We start from the raw sequence: 24414 nt of genomic DNA, 5'->3' as shown, positions 1-24414 counted from the left end.
TGCTTCGGGAGGCAATGCTGTGCGAGGCAGCTTGCCTGCGGCTTAATTGCGTTCGGGTGCCGCTCGAGCGCTCGAGTTAATGTGCGGCAGCTGCGACGCATCGACGCCGGTGATCGTGAGCTCGCCAATCGCGGAGGCGCCCCCCGGTTGCGGGAATACTTTGCCGTCAAGCGTGTTGTCGCTGGAGATGATCTGGCTCGATGCACAATTTCTACTCTGCAATGAAATCGGCAAGCCGCTTATTGAATCGAACGCGCTGTTAGCAACGCGGTATTGACAGACGTTGCCAAGTGCGCGAAAGCCGCCATAGTTCGCCCGGGATACGGTGTTGCCCGTCACCAGCACCCGCGACACCGAGCCCATGCCGGTGTTGATGTCGATCCCCGCATGCCGTGCTGCCGGCCAGAACTTGCGAGGGTTCGTCGCATTCTCGATGTCCGACACGGTGTTATTGCTGATGACGATGTTCGTGGCGTCGTAGGTCCGGTAACCATCTTCCTGCGCGACCAGGATGCCGGCCGCTTTCTGCACGCCCTGAACTGTGTTGGCCGACAGCGTCACGCTAGTCCCGCCGACCACCGACAAACCGCGGCCCCAGTAATTGCCCGAGACCGTGTTGTTCGTGACAAGTATGTTCCTGTTCAAGGCGCCGTCCTTTTCATAGCTGACGATCGCGATCATGTCGTCGCCGGTGCCGGTCACGGTATTACCCGACACAAGAACATTCTGCGATCCACCGGTGATGTGTATCCCGTCGGCGAGCGTCGCGCTGACGCTATTGCCCGCCAGCGCGATACTCGTCGCGCCGGACACGAAAATACCCGCGCTCGCGCCGCCCTCGATCCTGGTATCGAGAATCTGGATGCCTGTGCCGCGCACCACGACTTTCGCGGAAAGGTCGCTTTCAAGCCTCTTGCTGCCTGTGCCGCGCAGCGTCAGACCAGCGACCGTTGCGTTCGTCCCGGTGACGACGAGCGATTGATCGTCAGGGTTGGTCGCGACCAACGTGGCGCCATATCCATACACCACGACGCTCTGCGTCTTGACCGCCAGCGAATGGCTCACGACGTAAGTGCCCGGCGCGATCACGAGCCGTTGGCCGATACGCAGCGCGTTGAGCGCGGCCTGAATGATGCCGGCTTGATCGTTGCCGTCACGAGGCGAGCGGATCGTCGCGTCGGCGAGTGCCGCGGTCGCGGGCAAGTTCGTGTGGCGCGTCGTGCTTGGTCTTTCTTTCGCAGTCAGCGTCGACGACGTAATCGCTGTGTTCGGTTGCGCGTAAGCGAGCGTCGCACAACGCGACGCGATCGCAATGACCGACAGCAGGACGGCAATTTTCTTGATCATGTGGCCTTTCTTTTGCAGCCGCTTCGTCTTCCAGACGAAGCGGCAATGAGCGAACTGAACGTGGAGCGCGCTCTCTGCACGTCAGCATTGTCAGACTACTGCGCGAGAGGACCGGGCAGACTTCGTTCTACAGAAACGGAAAACGATGAACAGCACTGCGATCGATACAAAGTTTCTGCCGCTGAACAGGATGGGAATACGCAGAATCTCGCACAACGACACCAGAAACACTGAATGCGCGCAGCACCAGAACCCGTTGCCAGCGCGCCATCCTGAGTAGCTTCGGTTAAACACCCAGCCAATGAAGGCGGCGACGAACAGTGCAAACCAGCCCCATTCGTAGAAATGCACGAAGATACCGGACGGATTGTTGAATTCCGGGTCGGCGTTGTTGCTCAGAAAGGCGACGTAGTCCGCGGTGAAATCGCGCCCTGCCTGAAAAAAGTCGCCGAGCACCGGAAACCTGAACCACCAATCGAGTGTGAACACGGGGTCGCCTACACCCCAGCCGAGAATCTTCAGAACCCCGGCGCCGTTGTTGAGCGCAGTGGAGTAGTACAGCGCAAGCCGATCGAGCGCGAAGGTGAAGATGTTGCTGTAGATCTTGACGTAGTAGCTCTCCCACGAGCGGTTGTATTCGTTAGCGATGAAGAACGCGACCAGCGGCACGATGGCGGCATAGGGCCCGAGCGCGATAATCCTGGAAGGTCGATGCGAACGCCGGAATTTCAGATACATGACAGTGAGCGGAATCACAAGCTCGATCAGCGCCAGGCGTTCGGCGAAAACGAAGCTTCTCAGCAGCGCCAAACCGAGGAGGACAAGAAGGTAGATCTTGTACCGTGATATGCCTAGTGCCGGTTGCTGGAACACATAGAAGTACAGCGGCACGTAAGCAACGGCTACCTGCGTCAGTGTGCTTATCCCGGCAATCCGACCTTTTACCGCCATCAGGTCGTACGTGTTTGCGTCGCCGTTGAAGAACGACAGCATAAGCGTCGGATGAGTGATCACGCCACTCATCATGGTCAGATAGCCAATCAACGAGAGCACAAAGAGTACGTCGAGCACCCATCGCGATATTTCGACTGGCGCCTGCGTTACCGGCGGGGCCACTGTTCGACCTAAGTAGGACACCGCCGTGACGACAACGAGGAACAGCGCGCCTGCAAATGCATAGAAGCTGTTGAAATACAGTTGTGCAATTGCTTTCTGATCGCCTAGCAAGTCGATCGAAATCAGCGTGTAGAGCGGCATGATGAAGAACAGCATCAAGCGCGCCGGGTCTTCCCACCAGTAACCGTTGAATGCAAGTTGTTCGCGCGTCGGTACGCCGACATGCGCCTGGGGCGGCCTGGCCCAGTTGAAGCGGTCCACCGGCTCGCCAATGTTGTTTCGCATTATGTTTCTCCTGAGACTGGCTGCCCAACACGGCAAACCATTCCGCTCAACTGGCATCCTGCTGCAATTTGCCGGCACCGCCCCCTCTTGCCAGTGGATTGGCAATGTAGCGCACTGCGCGATCGCTGATCGATGCCAGCGGAATCAGACTAAGTGCCGTCAAACAGATTACGGCAAACTTCTTGCGGATGCCCCAGAACGGATTCGCCAGCACCGTATGAAAATAGCTTCCCGATTCGCGTGTGAACCATCGCCATCGGCGCGTGAGCGGCGCTTGATACACCAGGTTGGCAAAGTGTGCCTTCTCGATTGAGAAGTCGAAAAACGCCACGGGGAGCGCTTCACCAAGCCTTTGTTGCACGACGTCGCGCAGCATCGACCAGCGGAACGCAGCCTTTCTTGCTCCGGCCAGCGGATCTTCGGAATTGGCAAATGCGAGCCCCGCCGCAGAACCGTTCGCGCCGCTGGCGGCGGACCGGTGAACCCGATATCCGCCTAAGGGTAGATCGAGCATGTACACGTGGCCCAACAGCGCAATACCGTAGATCGCATAGAAATCCGCGCCGTAGAAATTGTCGGTCGTGACGGGAATAGGAAATACCCGCTTCAGCGCCGCAACCCGGTAAGCGTTGCCTGAACCGGGTGGCGACGGATAGAGCCAACCCGCGCGCAGCAGCTTGCCGCAGTCGGCGACCGTCATGGTTTGGGGCACGATGACACCCGTTCTGGCGCCTTCGTGAGTCACCACATCCAGCGGAAATTGCACCTTGACGTAGTCACCGGATTCGAATGCTGCAGTGACGCGATTCACCGCGTCCGCATACAGTAGGTCGTCAGCGTCGAGAAAAATCACGTAAGTGCTATCGACCTGCACCAGCGCGCGATTGTAGGCAGCCACCTGGCCGCCGTTTTCCTGAAAGATCGCGGTAATGCGCTCGCCGTACGAAAGGATGATGTCGCGTGAATCGTCGGTCGACCCGTCGTCGATGACCAGCACCTGAGGTGCGCCGACCGTCTGCTTCAGCGCGGAATCGATCGCGCAGCGTAGATACTCACCGTAGTTGTAGTTACAGATCACCACTGTCAAATTCGACATGGTCCCCTCGTGGAACTATGGTCGGATAGACGCTTCATGCGAAGCGCTGTCACAACAAGTAGTCAAACTGCAGGCCCGCCCGAAATACCTCGCTTGTCTGCAAGCGCGCTCCGGTGACGTGATGCTCGCCGCTGCATGCTTGCGCTCGTCGGCGAGACGGGCGCATGTCGCGTGCAGCGACCACGCATAGACAGGTCGGTGCGAGATCAATGTTGTTCTGCTGGCTGCCCTGTAGAGCCCCCGCGTCTGTCACCACCCTGGGCGCCGTACCCGTAACCCGAATAACCATATCTGCCCGGCAATGCCTTGAAGTCGTTGAGCACCACGCCGCGAATCGGCACGCCCGCCTGCGCCAGTCTGCGAGCGCTCTCACGGATATCAGGCAGAGTGGTCACGCCATGGCGAGCCACCATGAAGACCGCACCTGCGGCGTGCCCCAGCACCATTGCGTCGGAGACCATCAACAGTGGAGGCCCGTCGATTACCACCATGTCGTATTGCAAGCTGACCTGCCCAATCAGGTCCGCCAATTCCGGTCGCAACAGCATCTCGCTCGGACCGGATTGCACTTCGCCAGTGGACAAAAAGTCGAGCCCCGGCGACACATTGCGCTGCACTACTGCCTCAAAGCTGGAAGTGCCCGCCACGACTTCTGACAGCCCCTGAGCGCGTCTGACCTTGAAGTACTGATGCAAACTGCCCTTGCGTAGATCGGCGTCGATCAGCAGCACGCGTTTGCTCGATGCACCGGCCAGCGTCGCAAGATTTGCCGAAACGAACGACTTGCCAATGCCGGCAGTCGGCCCGGTGATCAGCACAACCCGATTACGCGCCTCTGGGAGCCTGAACTGCAGTATGGTGCAGAAGCTGCGCAGGCTTTCAATAGTGGGGCTATTGCTAAAGGCATGCGTGAGCATGAGCGCTTCGGCCGGCTTCGGTGGCGCCTCGCGGCGCGAGTAATCGGGCAGACGGCCGTGCGGTGGCACCGTTGCGTACACGGGCAGACCGATAGATGCTTCGATTTCCTGCGGATCCTCCACCAAGGCGTTCACGCGCCGCCGGAACAGCACAAGACCCACGCCGACCAGCAGACCAGAAAGGAGCGAGCCGCCAATCACGACGCCGACGCGTGGCTGAATCGGCTCCTCCGACGGCGTGGCGTTGTCGATCAGCCGAACGTTACTCGCCTTGGCAGCACCCACGAGCGTGAGTTGCTGACGCGTGTCGAGCATAATCTTGTACAGGTCGGTGTCGACCTGTACGTCACGCTTCAGTTGCAAGACTTCCTGTTCGAGAGCCGGCAACGACTGGGTGGCCTGCAGCACCGCTGCAAGCGCCGTCTGCGCATCCTGCAACTGGTGGTCGATTGCCTGCACCTCCGGATGCCCCTCGGTGAAGCGCGCCATGAGATCGTCGCGGCGCTGCTTCAGGTCAAACACCTTCACCTGATCCGCCACCGACTGTTGCAGCAGGGCCGCGCCGTACTGACTAGTATCGATCGTACCGTGCTCCGCGCGGAACGCGTTGAACCGGGTTTCGGCTTGATCCAGTTGCGCCTTCAGCACCGGCAGTTGCGTGTCCAGAAAGTGCATCGACTTGTCCGCCTGTGCAGCTTTGCGCTGCACGTTCTGTTCGATATATGCGCGACCGATCTCATTCAGAATCCGGCTGTCTTCCTTCGGATTTATACCGTCGAACGTTGCGCCGATGATGTTGGATTGTTTGCCTCTCTCCAGAATCGAAACGGTGTTCTGCAACCACTCGGTTGTACCGCCTTCCGAATAACGTTTCAGATTGAAGGTTGCTCCCGGCTTACCGTCCAGGTGCTTGACCAGCAGTTCGATCAAGCCATAACTGGTCTCCTCATGCAGCATCTGACCGACACGGCCCTGAAGCTGAACCTTCTCCCCGAACAAGGATCCCCTGCCCACAAGCGCGTAGGTTCCGCCCGGTCCCAGCGTCAGCCTGAAGGACTTCTCATACAACCGCTCGGGGACGTTGAAAGTTGCGACTTCGATGCTTTCCGTGCCGCTCACATAGCCGCCAACCAGCGGAGTCGACAACTCGTCCGAACGCGCGGAGAGCCACCAGCCGACGATTGGGATATAGCGCGGTGCGGCGTCGATATAGAGCTTCAGGTTATTGACCGCCTGCGATGTGACCAACCGCGACTTCAATACCTCGATCTCGGATGACACGTCGGTTTTCACGTCGAACATCGCCGACACATCGGCTAGCGTGCTCTTTTGCAATTCCGGGGTCTGCTCGACCTGAATCAGAATATCGGAGCGATACACCGGCTGCTTGAACGTCGTATAGCCAATGCCAGCCAGCAGAAACAAAGCCGTAGAGCCGATGATGATCCAGCGTCCGTTATAGAGGGCGCCGAGAGAGTAGTTTGACGGCACTGGCTGCTGAAGTGCCGGCTCGAAGCTCGATGTTGACCAATTCACGTGGTTCACTGTCATACACTCCTTAACCCCTGGATTTCTCGGTCAGCGCGCAAGCACCGCGCGGAAAAGCAGATCTCATTGCGTTACTACCTTCCTCGCCGAGTCTGCCTGCACTCGTTACCGTCTTGGGAAGTCCGCAGTTCAACAATGCGTCTCCAGCAGGAACGTTCCCGTAGCAGTCAACGCGACAACGTGAGGAAGGTTCATGGGCGCTGTTTATAGATTGTTTTGATTCCACTGGGCGCATGTCAGTACGCCCCGCATCCGTCTAAGACAACTTTGAACGTTCTCAGCAGAATGCTGATGTCGCGCAGGGTTGAACGCTCTTTCACGTAGGTGACGTCCAGTGCGACTCTCGTTGCATAGTCGACATCGTTTCGCCCGCTTACCTGCCACAATCCTGTCAACCCGGGTCTGACCGCTAAATAGTAGTGGGCGTCGACGCCATACCGTTCCAGTTCCTCGGTGATGATGGGGCGAGGGCCAACCAGGCTCATATCGCCGCGAAGAACGTTCCAGAGCTGAGGCAGTTCATCGAGGCTCGTCTTGCGCAAAAACCGGCCGACGGGAGTGATACGCACATCGTTCTTAAGCTTGAAATCGCAGTTCCATTCCTCACGCGCTTTGGCGTCGGTGGCAAGGAGCTCTGCGAGAACGAGATCGGCTTTCGGTACCATCGAGCGGAACTTCAAACAGCGAAACGGCCGTCCGCCCTTTCCAACCCGGCGATGACCAAAGAAAGCTGGACCGCCGTCGCTCAGTACGACGCACCCGATCACGAGGAAAATCGGGATTAGCACGAGGAGTAAGGCGGATGCACCAACGATATCAAGGGCGCGCTTTGTGAAGACGCCTTTCCTGACCGGCGTGTCAGCATCGTTCGCCGCAGGCAAGGTGTGGCACACCATAGGGCTTGCCGCTGTCTCCGTTGACGCTTCCGAAGGAAACGATTCTTCGCTGCGACCGAATTCCACGGTGCCATCCATGTGAGAAGCTGAAAAGTCGCGGCCGCCGAGATCCGCATGTTCGGTATGCGAACGACTTACGTGACGGCTATCGAAAGGTTTGACTTCGTTTGTCACTGATTCCGACATCTTGCCGAATAAAGCCATTGCTGCCCCCGATCGAGGTTCGTTGACGGATACATCAGTGTTTGGATATTTCAAGCTGTACCCGTTATTTCAGCAAAAAATCAGAATGAAAAGCCTTTCCATATGCATGAGAAATGTATTCCGCGCATGCAAGGCGCCGTAATACATGGCAAATTGGATCCCAATTATTTCCGTATGAAGTATGTCTTTGAGATTCGGCGTCTATCTGCGTGAAAGTCTTAAAATTCTGATGTCCTGGCTGACTGCGAATACGCAAAAAAATAGGTTATTTCTAATCGTCAGGCGTTAATTATTGGCAATGCGAAATGTTCGTCGGCAGTACCTTTCAGCTATCATGTCGCGAAGTTAATTGGTGACGAACCCGATAGATAAGTCGACATCAGTCGGCTTCTGTCCCTTGCATTTTCGTATCTGGTCAACATGGCCTTTAATGCAAAGACACACTGTATCTGCTCTGCCATTTGCCGAGCTTGTGTAGACGTAGCGTATCCGTACGAATATGGCTATACCGTTCGCTACAGCACATAACGCGTGATTAGGAAGCGCGCCCATGACCGCGCCCATATGTGTGTTGAAAGAGGCTCGCCGCGTCGATGTCGGGCGTGGTTTGGATGATAGCGGAACGCCTTCCCGTGGTCGTTTCGCGATTGCGAAAGGAGGTCGGCAGATTCCTACGGATTGGTCGATTTCCGTCACCTTCGCGCCAACGACATGTTGCGTGATGTTCGTGGAGTAGACATCCTTTGGACATAATGCCCGTTGGCCCGCAGAACGGTATGCGCCTAATCGTGCTTTTTTTCCGGATTGCAATCAAGCAGTGGCAATGTCGCGAGTCACATGATCCTCGGCCGGTAGCGCCGCGTACGCAGTGGCGAGATGGTAGGGCGTGGTTGACGGCATGTCGGCGCGCGACACATCGCCCGCGGCCGTCTTTTATTCGAACCAGCCTCGCGGGTGCAAAAAGCGCTGGCCGAAGCGCTCCATTTGCCCGGGCAACGCGCGGTGCGCCGCATCATCCTCAATGGTGGCGAGCGCGCGCAGATATTCGCTTTGCGCCCAGATCCGCTTGATCCTGCCGGCTTCATCGAGCGAGGCGCACACGCCGCCTGTGAGCGGGTCCACGCCATGTCGCTGCGCAAATCCAAACGCGCGAGAGAGCCCCTCGTGGAGCCCCGATCCGTCCAGTAGCATGCCCGCCTGCTTGACCAGCCAGAACCATTCGAACTGACGGCCAGGCTCCGGGCGATTGTCGTCGGCACCCAAAGGCAGTTCCGCGATGCAACCGGTCGGCGCATACACAAAGGTGCGTTCGATAGCGTCAGCCAGTTTGCGCAGGCGGAATCGAACGCGCTGTCCTGGGTCGCTTCGCGCGCGGCGAGCCAGGCTTGGGTGAGATGCATCAGCGGGTTCTGCACAGGCGTGCCGGTCAGAGTCGCGAAATCCGCGTCGAGCGATGCGTTGAACAACCCGTGTTGCGCGGAGAAACGCGCTTCGATCAGCGCCGACGTGCTATGGACGAGGTCAAGCGCATCGCGATTACCGAAACGTGCGGGATACTCGGAGCACGCGAAGATCAGGAATGCGTGCGTATAGTGATCCTTGGTGATATCGAGCGGCGCACCTTGTGCATCGACACTGTAGAACCAGCCGCCGCGTTGCTTGTCCTGGAAGAAATGCAGCAGTGCCTCGAACAGAATATGGGCATGAACGGCTTCGCCTGCCTGCGAAAAACGAACAACTGGCGCGCGCACGCCATGGCGCGATAGCGCTCAACCGGCATCGGACGATGGCTCGCGTCGGCGCTGACGGCTTCGTAGGGCAGATGTATCGCGGTATTGAAGCCAGGTCAGCGCCAGATCGGCAGGACGACTCGAGCGAAGTGATCTGGTAGTGTGGCGGCGAGGGCGATCGCAGATGCTGCGAATCTCCTTTGATGTCGCGAAAATGGGGGTGGCGGGTTTCATGGCAGCAAGGCTTGCAGCGAGGGGAAGCTGAACGACGCGTGAAGTCCCGACCAGTTTGCCAGGTCGCAGTCCCTCAGCGCGATGCAAGCGACAACGAGAAAAACGTGCAATTCTTCGTCGCTGTTCCAATTGTGATGACTGAAGCCGGATGCGACGGTTCAATCGGTTTCACCCGCCGGGCCGCTGCTCGCAATTTCCGCATTGATCCGAGAGGCGATCAATGCAATAAGTACGCAACTGTTTCGTCTTGAGTCGACCAAGTACAGGCGTAGCAAATTCGTACGAATGGCGCTACTCTGTTCGGTACAGCACACAAAGCTCGCTTGGCGCGGCGATAGTCGTCATGCTCATGTGTATGATGAAAGGCTTGCCGCGCACGCGCGTGATGTCCTCGCGATGGCAGTGGATTGCCGTTTCAATACTTGGCGCGTGTGCAGATCAAGCGTGCAGCGAAAATCCCATCGGCTTGAGTGCGCCGGCTGAGTCCGCAGTATGCATGTTCCATTTCACACGGGAAGGCCAGATCGGCGAAATGAGTTGCATTGGACCGAACGGGCCGTTCGCCGGCGGTGGAGCCCCTGCCTGGCAGCCCCTTTGCCCGCCGTCGAGCGCGCTTTAACTCACGCGAATCCGTGCGGATTCGTCGACTGCCAGCGCCAGTGGTCCGCGCACATCCGCTCAATGCCGAACTGCGCGCGCCAGCCGATAATCTTCTCGGCCGCGGCTGGATCGGCGAAGCACGAAGCGACGTCGCCGGGACGGCGAGCGACGATTTCATAAGGCACCGGCCTGCTGGACGCCTTTTCGAACGAACGCACCACGTCCAGCACGCTATAACCCTGGCCGGTGCCGAGGTTCACCACGAAACTGGCGTCGCGCTTGACCAATGCGTCGAGCGCGGCGAGGTGCCCGCGCGCCAGATCCACCACGTGGATATAGTCGCGCACGCCGGTGCCGTCGGGCGTTTCGTAATCGCCGCCGAACACGCGCAGTTTCTCGAGCTTGCCGACGGCCACCTGCGCGACATAAGGCATCAGGTTGTTGGGAATGCCGGCGGGATCTTCGCCGATCAGGCCGCTCTCGTGCGCGCCGACCGGATTGAAGTAGCGCAGCGTGGCAATGCGCCACGACGGATCGGCCACTTCCAGATCGCGCAGGACCTGCTCGGCGATCAGCTTCGACTGGCCGTAGGGATTGGTGGCCGACAGCGGAAACGATTCATCGATCGGCGAACTCTTCGGCACGCCATACACCGTTGCCGAGGAACTGAACACGAACTGCTTGACGTTGCGATCGCGCATCACGCCGAGCAGCGTCAGCAAGCTGCCGACGTTATTGTTGTAGTACTCGATCGGTTTGGCGACCGATTCGCCCACCGCCTTCAGTGCGGCAAAGTGAATCGCGCCGGTGATCGGGTGGGCGTCGAAAATACGGTTGAGCGCTGCTTCGTCGCGCACGTCGGCTTCGTAGAAGGTCACAGGCTTGCTGGTGATTTCCTCCACGCGCCGCAGCGACTCGCGGCTGCTGTTCACGAGATTGTCGATTACCACGACGTCGTAACCGCCGTTCAGCAGTTCGACACAGGTGTGCGAGCCGATAAATCCTGCACCACCTGTTACCAGAATCGTACCCTTCGTGGTCATGCTGTTGCTCCCTTAAAGTAAAACGCCCGTCATTTTCTGCACCAGGTCTTTATACGTTTCGACGACGATGCGTTCGTCGAACTCTTGCGCGACTTTCTGTCGACCGCGTTCGGCCATTGCGCGGCGCTCGGCGCCGCTCATGTCGAGCATCTGCGCCAGTTTCTGAGCAAGACTTTCTGCATTGCGGACTTCGCACAGCAATCCATTGACGCCGTCCGCCACCACCTCACGGCAGCCGGGCACATCCGTCGTCACGATCGGCCGGCCCATCGCCGATGCTTCCATCAGCGTGCGCGGCACGCCTTCCCGATATGACGGCAGGACGACGCAGTCCGCCTCGGCGATGAAGGGCCGTACGTCGTGCGCCTCTCCAAGATACTCGATGATGCCATCACGCTCCCACACGGCCACCTCTTCGCGTGTGATCGCGCTCGGGTTGTCGACGCCGACCGGACCGAGCAGCTGGAACCGCGCCTGCGGGTAACGTTCACGCACACGCCGTGCGGCTTCGACATATTCGCCGACGCCCTTGTCCCACAAGAGCCGCCCGATCAGCACGAACCTGAATTCCGCCTGCTCCGGCAGCGGCGTGAAGGCGAACTGTTCGAGATCGACGCCTTCGCCATGCAACAGCCGCGCACGCTCAGGATGCACCAACAAATTCTGCTCGACAAACGCGGCCTGGTCGTCGCGGTTCAAAAACCAGACTTCACGCGGGAAGCGGAAGGCGAAACGGTACAGCTTTTTGGCGACAAGCGCCGCGCGGCTCTGCTGGATGAACACGTAACCGAGCCCGGTAGTCACCGCCACCGACTGCACGCCCGCCAGTTTCGCGGCGACCGAGCCGTAGATGTTCGGCTTGATCGTGTAGTGGAACACGACATGCGGGCGGATGCTTCGATACAAACGATACAACGACAAAAGCGTGCGCAGGTCGTCGCGCGGACTGGTGCCTTTGGACGCCACCGGCAATTCGATGCAGCGGCACCCCATCGCGGTGAGCAGGTCGAAGGTGCGGTCGCGCGGCGCGAGCACTGTCACGTCGACGCCGCGTCCAACCAGCATGCGAATCAGCCCTTGCCGATACGTATAGATTGCCCAGGCGGTATTACAGACGAGTGTAATGCGTAGCGCGGGCGTCGACTTCAAGGCAGGCTTCATGCGGGAACGGGCTCGGCGGTGAATGACGGGGTGAAATGACCGGTTGAGTGACGCAATGGAATCATTGGCTGGCACGCGGCGCAAGCAACGTGCGTTTGACCCGCTGCAAGGCGCGGTAAGGCATCACCAGATGCAGCAGATTCTTGGCGAGACCCAGCCAGTCGTACAGATTGGCGGCGTTGAAGTAGCGCAGTTGCAGCCGCAGCGTCGAATTGACCTGGCGGCGCCGTTTGGTCGCGCTAATGCCGCCTTCGTTCAGCTCGTAATAGAGCCCGAGCTCCGGCAGATTCGCGCAGTCGTGGCGCTCCATCAAACGCAGGAACAGGTCGAGGTCTTCGGCGGAAGGATACGCCGCGCGATAGTTGCCGGCCGCGCGCACGGCGTCGATGCGCAACATCATCGAAGGGTGCGCGAGGCATGAACGGAAGAAGCGCAGACGCCGAATCTGGTTCGGTTCGGCGGGCGGCGTCAGCATGAAAAGCGGTTTCCCTTCACGCGTGACGACCTGCGTCCACATGCCGAGGCCGGCCACTTGCGGATGCAGTTCCATGAACATGCGTTGTTTGGTGAGCCGTTGCGGCACGCTGCGGTCGCCCGCGTCGATCCGGGCCGCGTAGCGAAAACCGCGCTGCGCAAGGGCGTCGATGCCGGTTTGCAGCGCGCGTTCGATCCCGCTGTTGCGCGACATACGCAACACTTCGATCTTCATGTTCGGGATCGCCGGCGCGACGATCGGTGTCGCGCTGCCGTCGTCGACGATCAGTACGTGGACCAGCGCGCTTTCGCTGAACGAGGCCAGCGTGAGATCGACGTCGGCCTGGCCGTTGTACGCGGGCATCAGGACGGCGACGTCGTCGAGGGAATGCGCTGCGGCGGATGAATTCGTCATGGGCGCAATTTAAAGCGAATGTAATAAAGATTAACCGACGCGGCGGCGAGATAGCCGGCCGCGAGTCCCACCAGCGCGCCGTAAGCGCCGAGCCGGGGAATCGCCAGCAGATTGACGGCGAACGCGACCGCCAGCGCCAACAGCCACTTGGAAAGCAAGACGAACTTGGCCTGATATTTCAGCACGATCAGATTGCCGATCGCTTCGATCCCTGCCGGCACCGAAAGCCACACGGCCCAACGGAAAATGTCGATGGCGCCTTCAAAGCCGGGCCCGAACACGCGGCGGATGATGAAGCCAGCCAGCAGATCCAGCACGATCGCGCCGCTGACCATCAGCGCGGCGGTCATCGCCGTGAGCCGCCACACGTTGCGGCGCAATTGCGCCGCATCCTGCACGCGATAGACGAAGGCAGGCGCAATGGTCTGCGCGAGCATCAGCGCGAGCGTGATCCAGTTTTCGTTCAACTGCTGCGCGGCGGAATAGCGGCCGAGGTCGGCGAAGGAAATCGCCCGCTCCAGCATCAGTCTGTCCAGTTTCAGGAACAGATACATACAGATCAAGCCGAGCCAGAACACCGTGCCCGCGGTCGCGAAGTGCTTGAAGAGCGAACGGTCCAGATGCCAGCCGAGCTTGCCGCCATGGCGGCGGATGTAATAGATCAGCAGAACCGCGCCGATCAACGCCGATTCAGCGGCCCACAGCCAGCCAAAGCGCGCGGGCGTGGCCATCGCGCGTACCAGCAGATAGACGAAACCTGCCTTCACCACCGCGGTGCTCATGCTGGTGAGCAACTGCGGCTTGCTATAAGTCATGCTTTGCAGCCACGCGTTGATCACGCCGACGAACGGCTCGCGAAACAGCATCGTCACCGCGAGACCGGCGAGCATCGCGCCCACCAGCGGATCGAAGAAGTGCAACGCGATGCCGAGCCACGTGATCAGCAGCGCCACGGCGGAAACCGAAAAGCGCAGCGTGAAGGCGCTGCCGAGCACGGTGCCCAACTGGGTTGGCGCCCGACCGACGATGGTGGGCACCAGAATTTCGGCGCCGCACACCCAGGTGATCGGCGAAAGCACCAGCAGCAGCGTGTTCGCGTACTGCCATTTGCCGAAGGTGTCGGGCCCGAAGTAGCGCGCCAGCATGCCGCTGATCACGATCGCCACGCCGATCTGCGTGAGCCGTTCCAGCCCGAGCCAGACGATATTGGTGAAGGCGCGCGTGACGTCGGGGTTGGCGAAGCGTTTGAGCGTCAGCATCCGCCGGCCGCTCGCCAGTGCAACGGCGCCCGTTGAGCGGCTTGCGCCAATTGCGCCAATTGCATGGGCGGCACCTGCGACGCGAGGAGCGCACTGTGAGTACCGTGCGCAATCGCCCACCCGGCCGTCTGTCGCGGCAACTTTACAAAAGGAGGGCGTCTAAGCATTAGAATGGCGGTTATAAGACTGGTCCGAGAAGCGTAATTATAAGTTGGAACCGGATCCCTTCCGGTATAGGCGCTTCGCAATGTCTTATCTGTCGGTGAATAGCGAATTCGCTGCTCAATTTACCGATCCCCCAGCGACGCGCCGGTCAAAATTTTCTATTGCACGCAAGTGAGCCAACATGATCTCCAAATCTATTTTCAAGGCGTATGACATTCGCGGTGTGATCGGCAAGACGCTCGATGCCGATGCAGCGCGTTCGATCGGCCGCGCCTTCGGCAGCGAAGTGCGGGCGCAAGGCGGCGACGCCGTGGTGGTCGCGCGTGACGGGCGCCTGTCGGGTCCCGAACTGATCCAGGCGCTGTCGGACGGTCTGCGGGCAGCCGGCGTCGACGTGGTCAACGTCGGCATGGTACCCACGCCGGTCGGCTACTTCGCGGCCAGCGTACCGTTGCAGCTCGACGGCGGCGAACGCCGCGTCGATTCGTGCATCGTCGTGACGGGCAGTCACAATCCGCCTGACTACAACGGCTTCAAGATGGTCCTGCGCAGCGCGGCTATTTATGGCGAGCAGATTCTGGCGTTGCATCAGCGCATCGTCGACGAAAACTTCTCTGAAGGTAGTGGCACATACACTGAATACGATATCGCCGACGCCTATCTCGATCGTATTACCAGCGACGTCAAGCTGGCGCGCCCGATCAAGATCGTGGTGGACACGGGCAATGGTGTCGCAGGCGGCCTCGCGCCGAAGCTCTTCAAGAAGCTCGGTTGCGAACTGGTCGAACTGTTCACCGAGATCGACGGTAACTTCCCGAATCACCACCCGGACCCGGCTCACCCGGAAAACCTCCAGGACGTGATCCGCGCGCTGAAGGAAACCGACGCTGAAATCGGCTTCGCATTCGACGGCGACGGCGACCGTCTCGGCGTCGTCACCAAAGACGGCCAGATCATCTATCCGGACCGTCAACTGATGCTGTTCGCCGAAGAAGTGCTGTCGCGCAACAAGGGCGCGCAGATCATTTACGACGTGAAGTGCACGCGCAATCTGGCCAAGTGGATCAAGGACAAGGGCGGCGAACCGCTGATGTGGAAGACCGGCCACTCGCTGGTGAAGGCGAAGTTGCGCGAAACCGGCGCGCCGCTGGCAGGCGAAATGAGCGGCCACGTGTTCTTCAAGGACCGCTGGTACGGTTTCGACGACGGCCTTTACACCGGCGCGCGTCTTCTGGAAATCCTCACGCGTGTGGCCGATCCGAGCAAGCTGCTGAACTCGCTGCCGAACTCGAACTCCACGCCGGAACTGCAATTGAAGCTCGAAGAAGGCGAAAACTTCGAACTGATCGCGCGCTTGCAGCAAAACGCGAAGTTCACCGGCGCGGACGACATCGTGAAGATCGACGGTCTGCGTGTCGAGTATCCGGACGGCTTTGGCCTCGCGCGTTCGTCGAACACCACACCGGTGGTGGTGATGCGTTTCGAAGCCGATAGCGACGAAGCACTCAGGCGCATCCAGGAAGATTTCCGCCGCGTGATCATGGCGGAGAAGCCTGACGCGAAGCTGCCGTTCTAATAGCTTGAGCGGCGCCGTGGTTCATCATGAGCTGCGGCAGCCGTCGAACGCGGCGCGGGTTTCACTTACCGCGCCGCGTTTTTTCATGTCATTTACCCGTGGCGCGCTAGAATTGCGGTCCTCTCCTCGTGAGAATCCCCTCCGGGGGGGCTTGTCGCGAAGCGACAGGTTCGGGGGCTCTTTCACCGCATCTTCGGGCCGGATAGCCGGTTTTCCCACACTTGAGCGTGCAAAAGATACTGATCGTGAGGGTGTCGTCCTTGGGCGACGTGGTTCACAACATGCCGGTGATCGCCGACATCCGCCGCCGCCATCCCAATGCCCAGATCGACTGGCTGGTCGAAGAAAGTTTCGTGGGGCTCGTGGAGCTGGTTAGCGGCGTGCGGCGGGCGATCCCCGTGTCGCTGCGCCGTTGGCGCAAGCGCATCCTTTCGATCGACAACTGGCGCGAGATCGGCGCGTTTCGCCGCGCGCTCGCCGCCGAGAATTACGACCTCGTGATTGACTGCCAGGGGCTCATCAAGACCGCGTGGGTTGCGAGCATGGCGCGCGGGCCGGTGGTCGGCCTCGCGAACCGCACCGACGGCGCGGGCTTCGAATGGCCGGTGCGCTTCTTCTACGACAAGCGCGTGCCGATCGAGGCGCGCACCCATGTGGTCGAGCGTACCCGCCAACTGGTGGCCGCGGCGCTGAACGACCCGCCGCCGCAACCCACCGACGATATCGACTTCGGCCTCGACACCGGGCGCGCGGCGCTGGCTTTGTCGGAGGCGAATCTGAACCTGCCGGTGCCGTACGTGGTGTTCGTGCACGCCACCTCGCGCGCCGACAAGCAGTGGCCCGCTACCGCGTGGATCGAACTCGGTCAGTCTTTGGTGCGGCGCGGCGCGTCGATCGTGTTGCCGTGGGGCAGCGAGGAAGAGCGCGTCACCAGCGAACGTCTGGCGAAGGAATTCGGCGCTGCGGCCATCGTGCCGCCCAGGTTGGCCTTGCCGGCGGTGGTCGGCCTGATCGAAGGCGCCGCCGCGACGGTCGGCGTTGACACAGGTCTAGTTCACATTGCGGCGGCGCTGAAGCGGCCCACGGTCGAGTTGTACAATTTCGCCACCGCATGGCGTACCGGCGGCTACTGGTCACCGAACGTCATCAATCTCGGCACGGCCGGCAAGCCGCCCACGCTGCAGGAAGTCAAGTCCGCGCTGGCCGGTTTCGGCCTGCTCTAATGTTGTAGCGCCGTAATGCGGCGTGCTTCGCCTTACGCTCCATCCGTTTTCAAGGGCGACCATGAACGAAACCCAGATCATCGAAGTAGCGAACGCTGACTGGCACGGACGCAATCTGTCCGTGCCGCGCGAGATGCTGCTGGCCGGCGTCGAACGCGGCAAAGTGCTGTATTTCCCGAACCTGCGCTTTGCGATCGAAGGCGGCGAACAGGCGCTGCTCGATCCCGCGCTCGCCGATCCGAACCGCAAGAACATCAGCCTTGAACCGAATGGCGGCGCGCTGCATGGCGTGGCCGGCGACGCCGTCACGCAATCGGCGGTGCGCGCGTTGATCGCGCGTTATCAGGCCAATGCGCGCACGCTCGTCGATGGGCTGTTCCCTGAATACAACGGCAGGTTGCGCGTCGCGCCCACGAGCCTGCGGCTGCATCAGGTGGAAGGGCGCGAGACGTCGTGGCGTAAGGACGATAGCCGTTTGCATGTGGATGCATTCCCGTCGCGGCCGAACTATGGCGAGCGCATTCTGCGCGTGTTCACCAACGTCAATCCGCATGGTGCGCCGCGCGTGTGGCGCGTCGGCGAACCGTTCGAGGATATGGCGAGGCGCTTCCTGCCGCGCATCAAACCGCAAATGCCGGGTTCGGCCTGGCTGCTGAACTTGCTGCATGTCACCAAATCGCCGCGCAGCGAATACGACCATCTGATGCTGAATCTGCACGACGGCATGAAGGCCGATCTCGACTATCAGAAGTCGAGCCCGCAGGAAACCATGCCGTTTCCGCCGGGCAGCGTGTGGGTGTGTTTTTCCGATCAGACTTCGCATGCGGTGATGTCCGGCCAGTTCATGCTGGAGCAGACCTTCTTCCTGCCGGTCAAGGCGATGGCGCAGCCCGACTGCGCGCCGCTCGGCATTCTCGAGCGCCTGAAGGGCAGGGCGCTGGTTTGAGCGCCGCGTTCGCTTTGGATTGCGCGCGCCCGCTCGACGCGAAGCTCACGACGAAAGTCACATTGGCACACGCGCTGAAGCCCAGCTTGAAACGCGCGGAGTCTCGATGCTGAGGGCGATCTATAACGCCCTCTGGTGGATCATCGCGCCGCTTGCCGTGTTGCGTTTGCTGATCCGTTCGCGCAAGGAGCGTGGTTATCGTGAGCATATCGGCGAGCGGTTCGGTTACTCGCGCGACCGCTTGCCGGAAGACAATGCGCCGCTGATCTGGGTGCATGCGGTGTCGGTGGGCGAGACGCGGGCCGCGCAACCGCTGATCGACGCGCTGATGAAAGCGCGTCCCGATGCGCGCATTCTATTGACGCACATGACGCCGAGCGGCCGCGCAACCGGCGAGCAGATTTTCGGCGACCGCGTGTTGCGCAGTTATCTGCCGTACGACATGCCGCATGCGGTGCGGCGGTTTTTGCGGGCATGGCGGCCGTCGCTCGGCCTGGTGATGGAAACTGAAGTATGGCCGACCTTGATCGACGAATGCCGTCGTGCGGATGTGCCGCTGGTACTGACCAATGCGCGCATGTCGGCACGCTCGTTCAAGCGCGCGGCCAAATTCGGCCATGCGACCAAGGACGTGTTCGGTGGGTTTGCGCGCGTGCTGGCGCAGAGTCCGTCGGATGCGGAGCGGCTCACTGCACTCGGTGCGCGTAATGTCGCGGTGCTCGGGAATCTGAAGTTCGATATGAGCACGCCCGCGGAACTGGCGGCGCGCGGTCATGCGTGGCGCGCGGCGATCGGTACACGGCCCGTGTGGGTCGCGGCGAGTACGCGCGAAGGTGAAGAGGAATTGGTGTTGCAGGCGTTCGCGGCGCTTGGCGTCGACGATGCGTTGCTGATTCTGGTGCCGCGTCATCCGCAACGGTTTAACGAAGTGGCGGCGTTGGCGGAGAAGGCGCGTTTGCGTCTTGAGCGGCGCTCGACGTGGGCGCCTGCCGCGGCGGTGGCATCGGCGGCTGCTGTAGCTGCGGGCGGCGGCGTGCCGGCCTTGCCTTCAGATGTGAAGGTCCTGCTCGGTGATTCGATGGGCGAGTTGGGTGCTTACTATGCCGCTTCGGATCTGGCGTTTATCGGTGGGAGCTTGCTGCCGCTGGGGGGGCAGAATCTGATTGAGGCATGCGCGGTCGGTGTGCCGGTATTGATTGGGCCGCATGTGTTCAATTTCACGCAAGCCACCGCGGATGCGGTTGCGGCGGGGGCTGCGGTGCAGGTGCAAGACCCGGCTGACCTGGCGCGTGTGCTGCGCGAACTGTTCAGCGACAAAGCCCGCAGGCTGGCAATGGGCGGCGCGGCCTCGGCGTTTGCCGCGCGCCATCGCGGCGCGACGGCACGCACGGTGGATGTGTTGATGGCGGTGTTGCCGGAGTAGGGATTCGAGCGGCGCTGTGTGGTGCTCGCGTTATCGCTTCGCGTGCCGATAAATCGTATATTCTGCCAACACTGGGCTTAAGCATTGATGGCCCTGTGATCCAAAACGCCTTTTTCCAACTTGCCATGACGCTTTTCACCGACCTCGGCTTTCAATGGAATCGCGCCGCGATTCCCCAAGACCTGCCGACCCATTCGATCAAACGGGTGTGTTTTCGTTTTCATCGGATGCTGCCGGAATTCGTGTGGGATGCGAGCGTGCTCGAAGGCAATCCCTTTACTTTCCCCGAGGTGAAAACGCTGCTCGACGGCGTGACGGTTGGCGGTCGGAAGATATCGGACCAGGAGCAGATCCTGAATCTGGCGGAGAGTTCAAAACACTTGCTGGCGATCGTGCAGAGCGGACGGTTCGCGCTCGACAAGGCCACGTTTTGCGACCTGCATCGCCTTGTTGCACGTAACGAGGCGCTCGAATGGGGCGTCTTCCGGGGGGAAGGCGAGGAAACGCGATATACACCCGACGTAGCACTGGGCGAGGCGGGGCGACATACGCCACTACCGACCTTGCCCGGTGCTCCTGAACTCAACCGCGTTTTCGCTGCGGGCACACGTGCACTGACCGATCAGGTCTCCAACGCCTTTGAGAGAGGTTGCGCCTTCTTCCTGTTCGGTGCATTGCAGCAGTTCTTCTTCGACGGCAATAAGCGCACTTCACGCTTCATGATGAACGGCGTGCTGATGTCGAACGGAATCGACGCCATCAGTGTGCCGGCGCAGCGCGCCGGCGACTTCAACGAGAAGATGGTGCGCTTCTATCTATCGAAAGATGGGTCGGAAATGATGGCATTCCTGCTTGAATGCCATCCGGGCGAGTAAGGCCTCAAACCTTCAACAACCCCTTCTCCTCGATAAACTTCACCACCACATCCAATCCGTCGAGCGCTTTCAGATTGCACATCACGAAGGGTCGCGCGCCGCGCATCTTCTTCGCGTCCGACGCCATTACCTCCAGGTTTGCGCCGACCATCGGCGCGAGGTCGGTCTTGTTGATCACCAACAGATCCGACTTTGTAATCCCCGGCCCGCCTTTACGCGGAATCTTCTCGCCGCCGGCCACATCGATCACGTAGATCGTCAGGTCAGACAACTCCGGGCTGAAGGTCGCCGCCAGGTTATCGCCGCCCGATTCGATGAACACGATGTCCGCATCGGGGAACCGCGTCAGCATGCGGTCGACGGCTTCGAGGTTGATCGATGCGTCTTCACGAATCGCCGTATGCGGGCAGCCGCCCGTTTCCACGCCCATGATCCGTTCGGCCGGCAACGCGCCCGCCACCGTCAAGAGACGCTGGTCTTCTTTCGTATAGATGTCGTTGGTGATCGCGACGAGGTCGTACTGTTCGCGCATCGCCTTGCAGAGCATTTCGAGCAGCGTGGTCTTGCCCGAACCAACCGGGCCGCCGACGCCCACGCGCAGCGGCGGCAGTTTCTTCGTGCGGACAGACGAGTGAGTGGCTTGATGAGGTGCGTTCATGATGGATCTTTTTACGAGCGGAAGAGCCGCGAATACTGCGACTCGTGACGCGCCGACAGAATGCCGAGTTGCGGCGCGAAGGTGTTGATATTGTCGGGCGAGGTGGCCAAGGCTCGTGTGACGGCGGCATCGATCGGCTCGCGTAGCGCGACGATGATGCGCTGGCCGGCGAGTTGGCCGAGCGGCACGGCCTTCAAGGCGGCGGCGGCCTGATTCTCCACCCAGCTGAATGCATAGGCGGCGAGCGCGGCGTCGGGCGCTGCGTCGTGAGCGAAAGCGGCGAAGGCGAAAGCCGTGGGTTGGGCCAAGGGCTTGAGGGAGGACAGCGTGGCGCGTCGATCGGCGTCGCCCCACTCCAGTGAGACGCACAATTGTCGCAGTGACCAGCCCATTTGCTCCGTCTCACGCCTTAGTTCAGCGGACTCACGGCTTGCCAGGAATTCGCTGTTCGCTTCCTTTAAGCCATCTGCGTCGTGCGCACGCCAGCGTTCCATCTGATGGGCGAGAAACGGCAACTCGCCGCGCGCGAGCACATCGGTCAAGCCGCTCGCGATCCAATCGCGTGCGGAATCGGCGTCGGTGATGAGTTGCGCTTCGATCGCGGCTTCGAGACCTTGCGAGTAGCTGAACGCGCCGATCGGCAATGCCGGCGACGCCAGATGCAGCAGCGCCGTGAGCTCAGCGATGCGCATGGTGGTGATGATGCCCGTGGCCGCACGATTCGTCGTGGACGTGATCGTTAGCGTTGTGGCCGTGTGAGTGGTCGTGCTCATGCGCGTGACCCTGCGCGTGGCTATGGCCATGCTCATGATCCGGCTGGTCATGCCCATGACCCTGCGCATGGCTATGACCGTGCTCATGATCCGAATGATCATGTCCATGCTCGTGATCATGCGAGTGACCGTGTGCATCGCCATGCTCATGATCATGCGAATGCTCATGCCCATGATGTTCACCGAACACCTGCTGAGCTAACGCATAGTCTTCAGCGAAGGTCTCATCGTGACCATGCTTATGACCGCCGCCGTACGCGCCGGATTCCGGCTGGAACGGCATCGATACCTGATCGACACTCGCGCCGATGCGCTTGAGCATATCGCCCAGCACCGGATCGTATTCGAGCTTCAGATAATCCGCGCCGACTTCGACCGGCGTGTGACGATTGCCGAGGTGGTAAGCGGCACGCGTCAACGTCAACGCGTCTTTCGCACGCACATACAGCACCGTTTCCGGCGCGGCGACCACGCGCACCAGGCCGCCATCGTCGGCGACCAGTACATCGCCGTCGCGCAGCACCGTGCCGCGCGGCAACAGCAGCGCAACGTCCTCGCCGTTATCGAGCGTCGCCGCGAGGCGGCTCTTGCGGCGGTCATCGAAAGCGAGCGTCAAGGTCGGCGCGCGCTTCACCAGAACGGGTGCGAGCTTCAGATGCGGTGCGATCAGTTTGTCGATGGTGCGCATGGTTAGAACAGGAAGTAGCGTTGCGCCATCGGCAGCACGGTGGCAGGCTCGCAGGTCAGCAACTGGCCGTCGGCGATCACCTGATAGGTTTCCGGATCGACGCTGATCGCCGGACGCCACGCGTTGTGAATCATGTCGGCCTTCGTGATGTTGCGGCAGTTCTTCACGGCAACGATACGCTTGTTCAGCCCATAGCGTTCGCCGACGCCTGCATCGGCAGCCATTTGCGAAACGAAGGTCAGGGACGTGCGTCCCAGCGCACCGCCACGCGTCGCGAACATCTCGCGATAATGGACCGGTTGCGGCGTCGGAATCGACGCATTCGGGTCGCCCATCTGCGCCATCGCGATCATCCCGCCCTTCAGGATCAACGACGGCTTGATGCCGAAAAACGCCGGCTCCCAGAACACCAGGTCGGCCCATTTACCCGGTTCGATCGAGCCGACTTCGTGTGAGATGCCGTGCGTGATCGCCGGGTTGATCGTGTACTTCGCGACATAGCGTTTCGCGCGGAAATTGTCGTGACGCGCGTTGTCTTCCGGCAGCGCGCCGCGTTGCACTTTCATCTTGTGCGCGGTTTGCCATGTGCGGATGATGACTTCACCCACGCGCCCCATCGCCTGCGAATCCGACGACAGCATCGACAACGCGCCGAGGTCGTGCAGGATATCTTCAGCCGCGATGGTCTCGCGACGAATCCGCGACTCCGCGAACGCGATATCTTCCGCAATCGACGGGTCCAGGTGATGGCACACCATCAGCATGTCGAGATGCTCTTCGAGCGTATTGACGGTGTACGGGCGTGTCGGATTGGTGGACGAAGGCAGCACGTTCGCTTCGCCGCATACCTTGATGATGTCCGGTGCGTGGCCGCCGCCTGCGCCTTCCGTGTGATACGTATGGATCGTGCGGCCCTTGAATGCAGCCACGGTCGCTTCGACAAATCCCGCTTCGTTCAGCGTGTCCGTGTGAATCGCGACCTGCGTGTCGGTATCGTCGGCGACGGAGAGACAGTTGTCGATTGCGGCCGGCGTCGTGCCCCAGTCTTCGTGCAGCTTCAAACCGATCGCACCCGCGGCGATCTGTTCAAGCGCCGGTTGCGGCTGGCTCACGTTGCCCTTGCCGAGAAAGCCGAGATTCATCGGATAACCATCGGCGGCTTGCAGCATCCGTTCGAGATGCCACGGCCCTGGCGTGCAAGTGGTCGCATTCGTGCCGGTTGCCGGACCCGTGCCGCCGCCGAGCATCGTCGTGACGCCGCTCGCGAGTGCTTCTTCGATCTGCTGCGGGCTGATGAAGTGGATGTGCGTATCGATGCCGCCCGCCGTCACGATCAAGCCCTCGCCGGCGATCACTTCAGTGGATGCACCGATCGCGATCGTCACGTCCGGTTGAATATCGGGGTTGCCCGCTTTGCCGATCGCGAAGATGCGGCCGTTCTTGATGCCGATGTCGGCCTTGACGATGCCCCAGTGATCGAGAATCACCGCATTCGTCACGACCGTATCGACGACGTCGGCATGCACGCGTTGCGACTGGCCCATGCCGTCGCGAATCACTTTGCCGCCGCCGAATTTGACTTCTTCGCCGTAGGTCGTGAAGTCGCGTTCGACTTCGATCAGCAGCTCGGTATCGGCGAGGCGTATGCGGTCGCCAGTGGTGGGGCCGAACATTTCCGCGTATGCGCGGCGGCCAATGCGTAAGGTCATGGTGTGGATCCGGAAATGAGCAGGGCGGTCGGTGCAAGCGTGCGCGGGTCGCG

Annotated in this window: 18 protein-coding genes and 1 pseudogene; 5 read left to right on the top strand and 14 right to left on the bottom strand. The window is 60.7% G+C overall.

Translation table 11 applies throughout. The annotated features are described in order from the left end of the window. Positions 1 to 42: 42 nt before the first annotated feature. The 10 genes and pseudogenes from P0D84_RS16100 to P0D84_RS16055 form a co-directional block, all read right to left on the bottom strand. Positions 43 to 1347 carry a right-handed parallel beta-helix repeat-containing protein gene (locus P0D84_RS16100; protein ID WP_408337938.1) on the bottom strand — a complete coding sequence of 435 codons (1305 nt, stop codon included), beginning with the start codon at positions 1345 to 1347 and terminating at the stop codon, positions 43 to 45. 90 nt (positions 1348 to 1437) lie between these two features. Continuing rightward, positions 1438 to 2748: an oligosaccharide repeat unit polymerase gene (locus tag P0D84_RS16095; protein WP_408337936.1), complete on the bottom strand. Its 1311-nt coding sequence runs from the start codon at positions 2746 to 2748 to the stop codon at positions 1438 to 1440. A gap of 46 nt (positions 2749 to 2794) precedes the next feature. Then, positions 2795 to 3844 (bottom strand): glycosyltransferase family 2 protein, encoded by a 1050-nt coding sequence (locus tag P0D84_RS16090; protein ID WP_408337934.1) that lies wholly within the window; start codon positions 3842 to 3844, stop codon positions 2795 to 2797. A 206-nt stretch (positions 3845 to 4050) separates the two neighbouring features. Then, positions 4051 to 6306, bottom strand: coding sequence for a polysaccharide biosynthesis tyrosine autokinase (locus tag P0D84_RS16085; protein WP_408337932.1), 2256 nt, complete (start codon positions 6304 to 6306; stop codon positions 4051 to 4053). 239 nt (positions 6307 to 6545) lie between these two features. Further along, positions 6546 to 7463 (bottom strand): sugar transferase, encoded by a 918-nt coding sequence (locus P0D84_RS16080; RefSeq protein ID WP_408337930.1) that lies wholly within the window; start codon positions 7461 to 7463, stop codon positions 6546 to 6548. Between the two features lie 756 nt (positions 7464 to 8219). After that, positions 8220 to 9318: pseudogene (locus P0D84_RS16075) on the bottom strand (AGE family epimerase/isomerase). A gap of 675 nt (positions 9319 to 9993) precedes the next feature. Further along, positions 9994 to 11016 (bottom strand): UDP-glucose 4-epimerase GalE, encoded by a 1023-nt coding sequence (gene galE, locus P0D84_RS16070; RefSeq protein ID WP_408337928.1) that lies wholly within the window; start codon positions 11014 to 11016, stop codon positions 9994 to 9996. A 12-nt stretch (positions 11017 to 11028) separates the two neighbouring features. Further along, complete coding sequence (locus tag P0D84_RS16065; protein ID WP_408337926.1) at positions 11029 to 12177, bottom strand: glycosyltransferase family 4 protein; 1149 nt, start codon at positions 12175 to 12177, stop codon at positions 11029 to 11031. A 61-nt stretch (positions 12178 to 12238) separates the two neighbouring features. Next, a complete protein-coding gene (locus P0D84_RS16060) occupies positions 12239 to 13066 on the bottom strand; it encodes a glycosyltransferase (RefSeq protein WP_408337924.1) in 828 nt (275 codons plus the stop codon). Next, a complete protein-coding gene (locus P0D84_RS16055; RefSeq protein ID WP_408337922.1) occupies positions 13063 to 14325 on the bottom strand; it encodes an oligosaccharide flippase family protein in 1263 nt (420 codons plus the stop codon). The genes P0D84_RS16060 and P0D84_RS16055 overlap by 4 nt, the downstream gene beginning before the upstream one ends. A 346-nt stretch (positions 14326 to 14671) precedes the next feature. On the opposite strand from P0D84_RS16055, the gene P0D84_RS16050 reads away from it, so the two are divergent. From P0D84_RS16050 to P0D84_RS16030, 5 genes are all read left to right on the top strand, one after another. Beyond that, positions 14672 to 16066, top strand: a complete 1395-nt coding sequence (locus tag P0D84_RS16050) for a phosphomannomutase/phosphoglucomutase (protein ID WP_408337920.1) — start codon at positions 14672 to 14674, stop codon at positions 16064 to 16066. A gap of 221 nt (positions 16067 to 16287) precedes the next feature. Then, complete coding sequence (waaC, locus tag P0D84_RS16045; protein WP_408337919.1) at positions 16288 to 17289, top strand: lipopolysaccharide heptosyltransferase I; 1002 nt, start codon at positions 16288 to 16290, stop codon at positions 17287 to 17289. Positions 17290 to 17350: 61 nt separating this feature from the next. Next, complete coding sequence (gene kdoO / locus P0D84_RS16040) at positions 17351 to 18235, top strand: Kdo hydroxylase KdoO (protein ID WP_408337917.1); 885 nt, start codon at positions 17351 to 17353, stop codon at positions 18233 to 18235. Positions 18236 to 18341: 106 nt separating this feature from the next. Then, positions 18342 to 19658, top strand: a complete 1317-nt coding sequence (gene waaA / locus P0D84_RS16035; protein ID WP_408337915.1) for a lipid IV(A) 3-deoxy-D-manno-octulosonic acid transferase — start codon at positions 18342 to 18344, stop codon at positions 19656 to 19658. Positions 19659 to 19783: 125 nt separating this feature from the next. After that, on the top strand, positions 19784 to 20533 hold the full coding sequence (locus tag P0D84_RS16030) for a Fic family protein (RefSeq protein ID WP_408337913.1): 750 nt from the start codon (positions 19784 to 19786) through the stop codon (positions 20531 to 20533). 4 nt (positions 20534 to 20537) lie between these two features. Here P0D84_RS16030 and ureG read toward each other — a convergent pair whose 3' ends face one another. From ureG to ureC, 4 genes are read right to left on the bottom strand one after another with little or no spacing between them, the layout of a single operon-like run. Next, entirely contained in the window at positions 20538 to 21191 is a 654-nt protein-coding gene (gene ureG, locus P0D84_RS16025; RefSeq protein WP_408337911.1) for an urease accessory protein UreG, read from the bottom strand. An 11-nt stretch (positions 21192 to 21202) separates the two neighbouring features. Then, a complete protein-coding gene (locus P0D84_RS16020) occupies positions 21203 to 21883 on the bottom strand; it encodes an urease accessory protein UreF (RefSeq protein ID WP_408339854.1) in 681 nt (226 codons plus the stop codon). Then, positions 21870 to 22652 (bottom strand): urease accessory protein UreE, encoded by a 783-nt coding sequence (ureE, locus tag P0D84_RS16015; protein ID WP_408337909.1) that lies wholly within the window; start codon positions 22650 to 22652, stop codon positions 21870 to 21872. Before ureE ends, P0D84_RS16020 begins: the two co-directional genes overlap by 14 nt. Positions 22653 to 22654: 2 nt before the next feature. Further along, entirely contained in the window at positions 22655 to 24361 is a 1707-nt protein-coding gene (gene ureC, locus P0D84_RS16010) for an urease subunit alpha (RefSeq protein WP_408337907.1), read from the bottom strand. Positions 24362 to 24414 lie beyond the last annotated feature (53 nt).

It is taken from the genome of Paraburkholderia sp. RL17-337-BIB-A (genome assembly GCF_046025895.1).
Classification (GTDB): Bacteria; Pseudomonadota; Gammaproteobacteria; order Burkholderiales; family Burkholderiaceae; genus Paraburkholderia; species Paraburkholderia fungorum_C.
Note: the sequence above shows the minus strand (reverse complement) of the source record. Positions and strands in the feature narration are given on the sequence as shown.

What these genes read in the sequence shown, in the direction of transcription:
- P0D84_RS16100 (WP_408337938.1), bottom strand. Translation starts at nt 1,347, where the DNA reads ATGATCAAGAAAATTGCCGTCCTGCTGTCGGTCATTGCGATCGCGTCG.
- P0D84_RS16095 (WP_408337936.1), bottom strand. Translation starts at nt 2,748, where the DNA reads ATGCGAAACAACATTGGCGAGCCGGTGGACCGCTTCAACTGGGCCAGG.
- P0D84_RS16090 (WP_408337934.1), bottom strand. Translation starts at nt 3,844, where the DNA reads ATGTCGAATTTGACAGTGGTGATCTGTAACTACAACTACGGTGAGTAT.
- galE (WP_408337928.1), bottom strand. Translation starts at nt 11,016, where the DNA reads ATGACCACGAAGGGTACGATTCTGGTAACAGGTGGTGCAGGATTTATC.
- P0D84_RS16065 (WP_408337926.1), bottom strand. Translation starts at nt 12,177, where the DNA reads ATGAAGCCTGCCTTGAAGTCGACGCCCGCGCTACGCATTACACTCGTC.
- P0D84_RS16060 (WP_408337924.1), bottom strand. Translation starts at nt 13,066, where the DNA reads ATGACGAATTCATCCGCCGCAGCGCATTCCCTCGACGACGTCGCCGTC.
- P0D84_RS16055 (WP_408337922.1), bottom strand. Translation starts at nt 14,325, where the DNA reads ATGCTGACGCTCAAACGCTTCGCCAACCCCGACGTCACGCGCGCCTTC.
- P0D84_RS16050 (WP_408337920.1), top strand. Translation starts at nt 14,672, where the DNA reads ATGATCTCCAAATCTATTTTCAAGGCGTATGACATTCGCGGTGTGATC.
- kdoO (WP_408337917.1), top strand. Translation starts at nt 17,351, where the DNA reads ATGAACGAAACCCAGATCATCGAAGTAGCGAACGCTGACTGGCACGGA.
- waaA (WP_408337915.1), top strand. Translation starts at nt 18,342, where the DNA reads ATGCTGAGGGCGATCTATAACGCCCTCTGGTGGATCATCGCGCCGCTT.
- P0D84_RS16030 (WP_408337913.1), top strand. Translation starts at nt 19,784, where the DNA reads ATGACGCTTTTCACCGACCTCGGCTTTCAATGGAATCGCGCCGCGATT.
- ureG (WP_408337911.1), bottom strand. Translation starts at nt 21,191, where the DNA reads ATGAACGCACCTCATCAAGCCACTCACTCGTCTGTCCGCACGAAGAAA.
- P0D84_RS16020 (WP_408339854.1), bottom strand. Translation starts at nt 21,883, where the DNA reads ATGCGCATCGCTGAGCTCACGGCGCTGCTGCATCTGGCGTCGCCGGCA.
- ureE (WP_408337909.1), bottom strand. Translation starts at nt 22,652, where the DNA reads ATGCGCACCATCGACAAACTGATCGCACCGCATCTGAAGCTCGCACCC.
- ureC (WP_408337907.1), bottom strand. Translation starts at nt 24,361, where the DNA reads ATGACCTTACGCATTGGCCGCCGCGCATACGCGGAAATGTTCGGCCCC.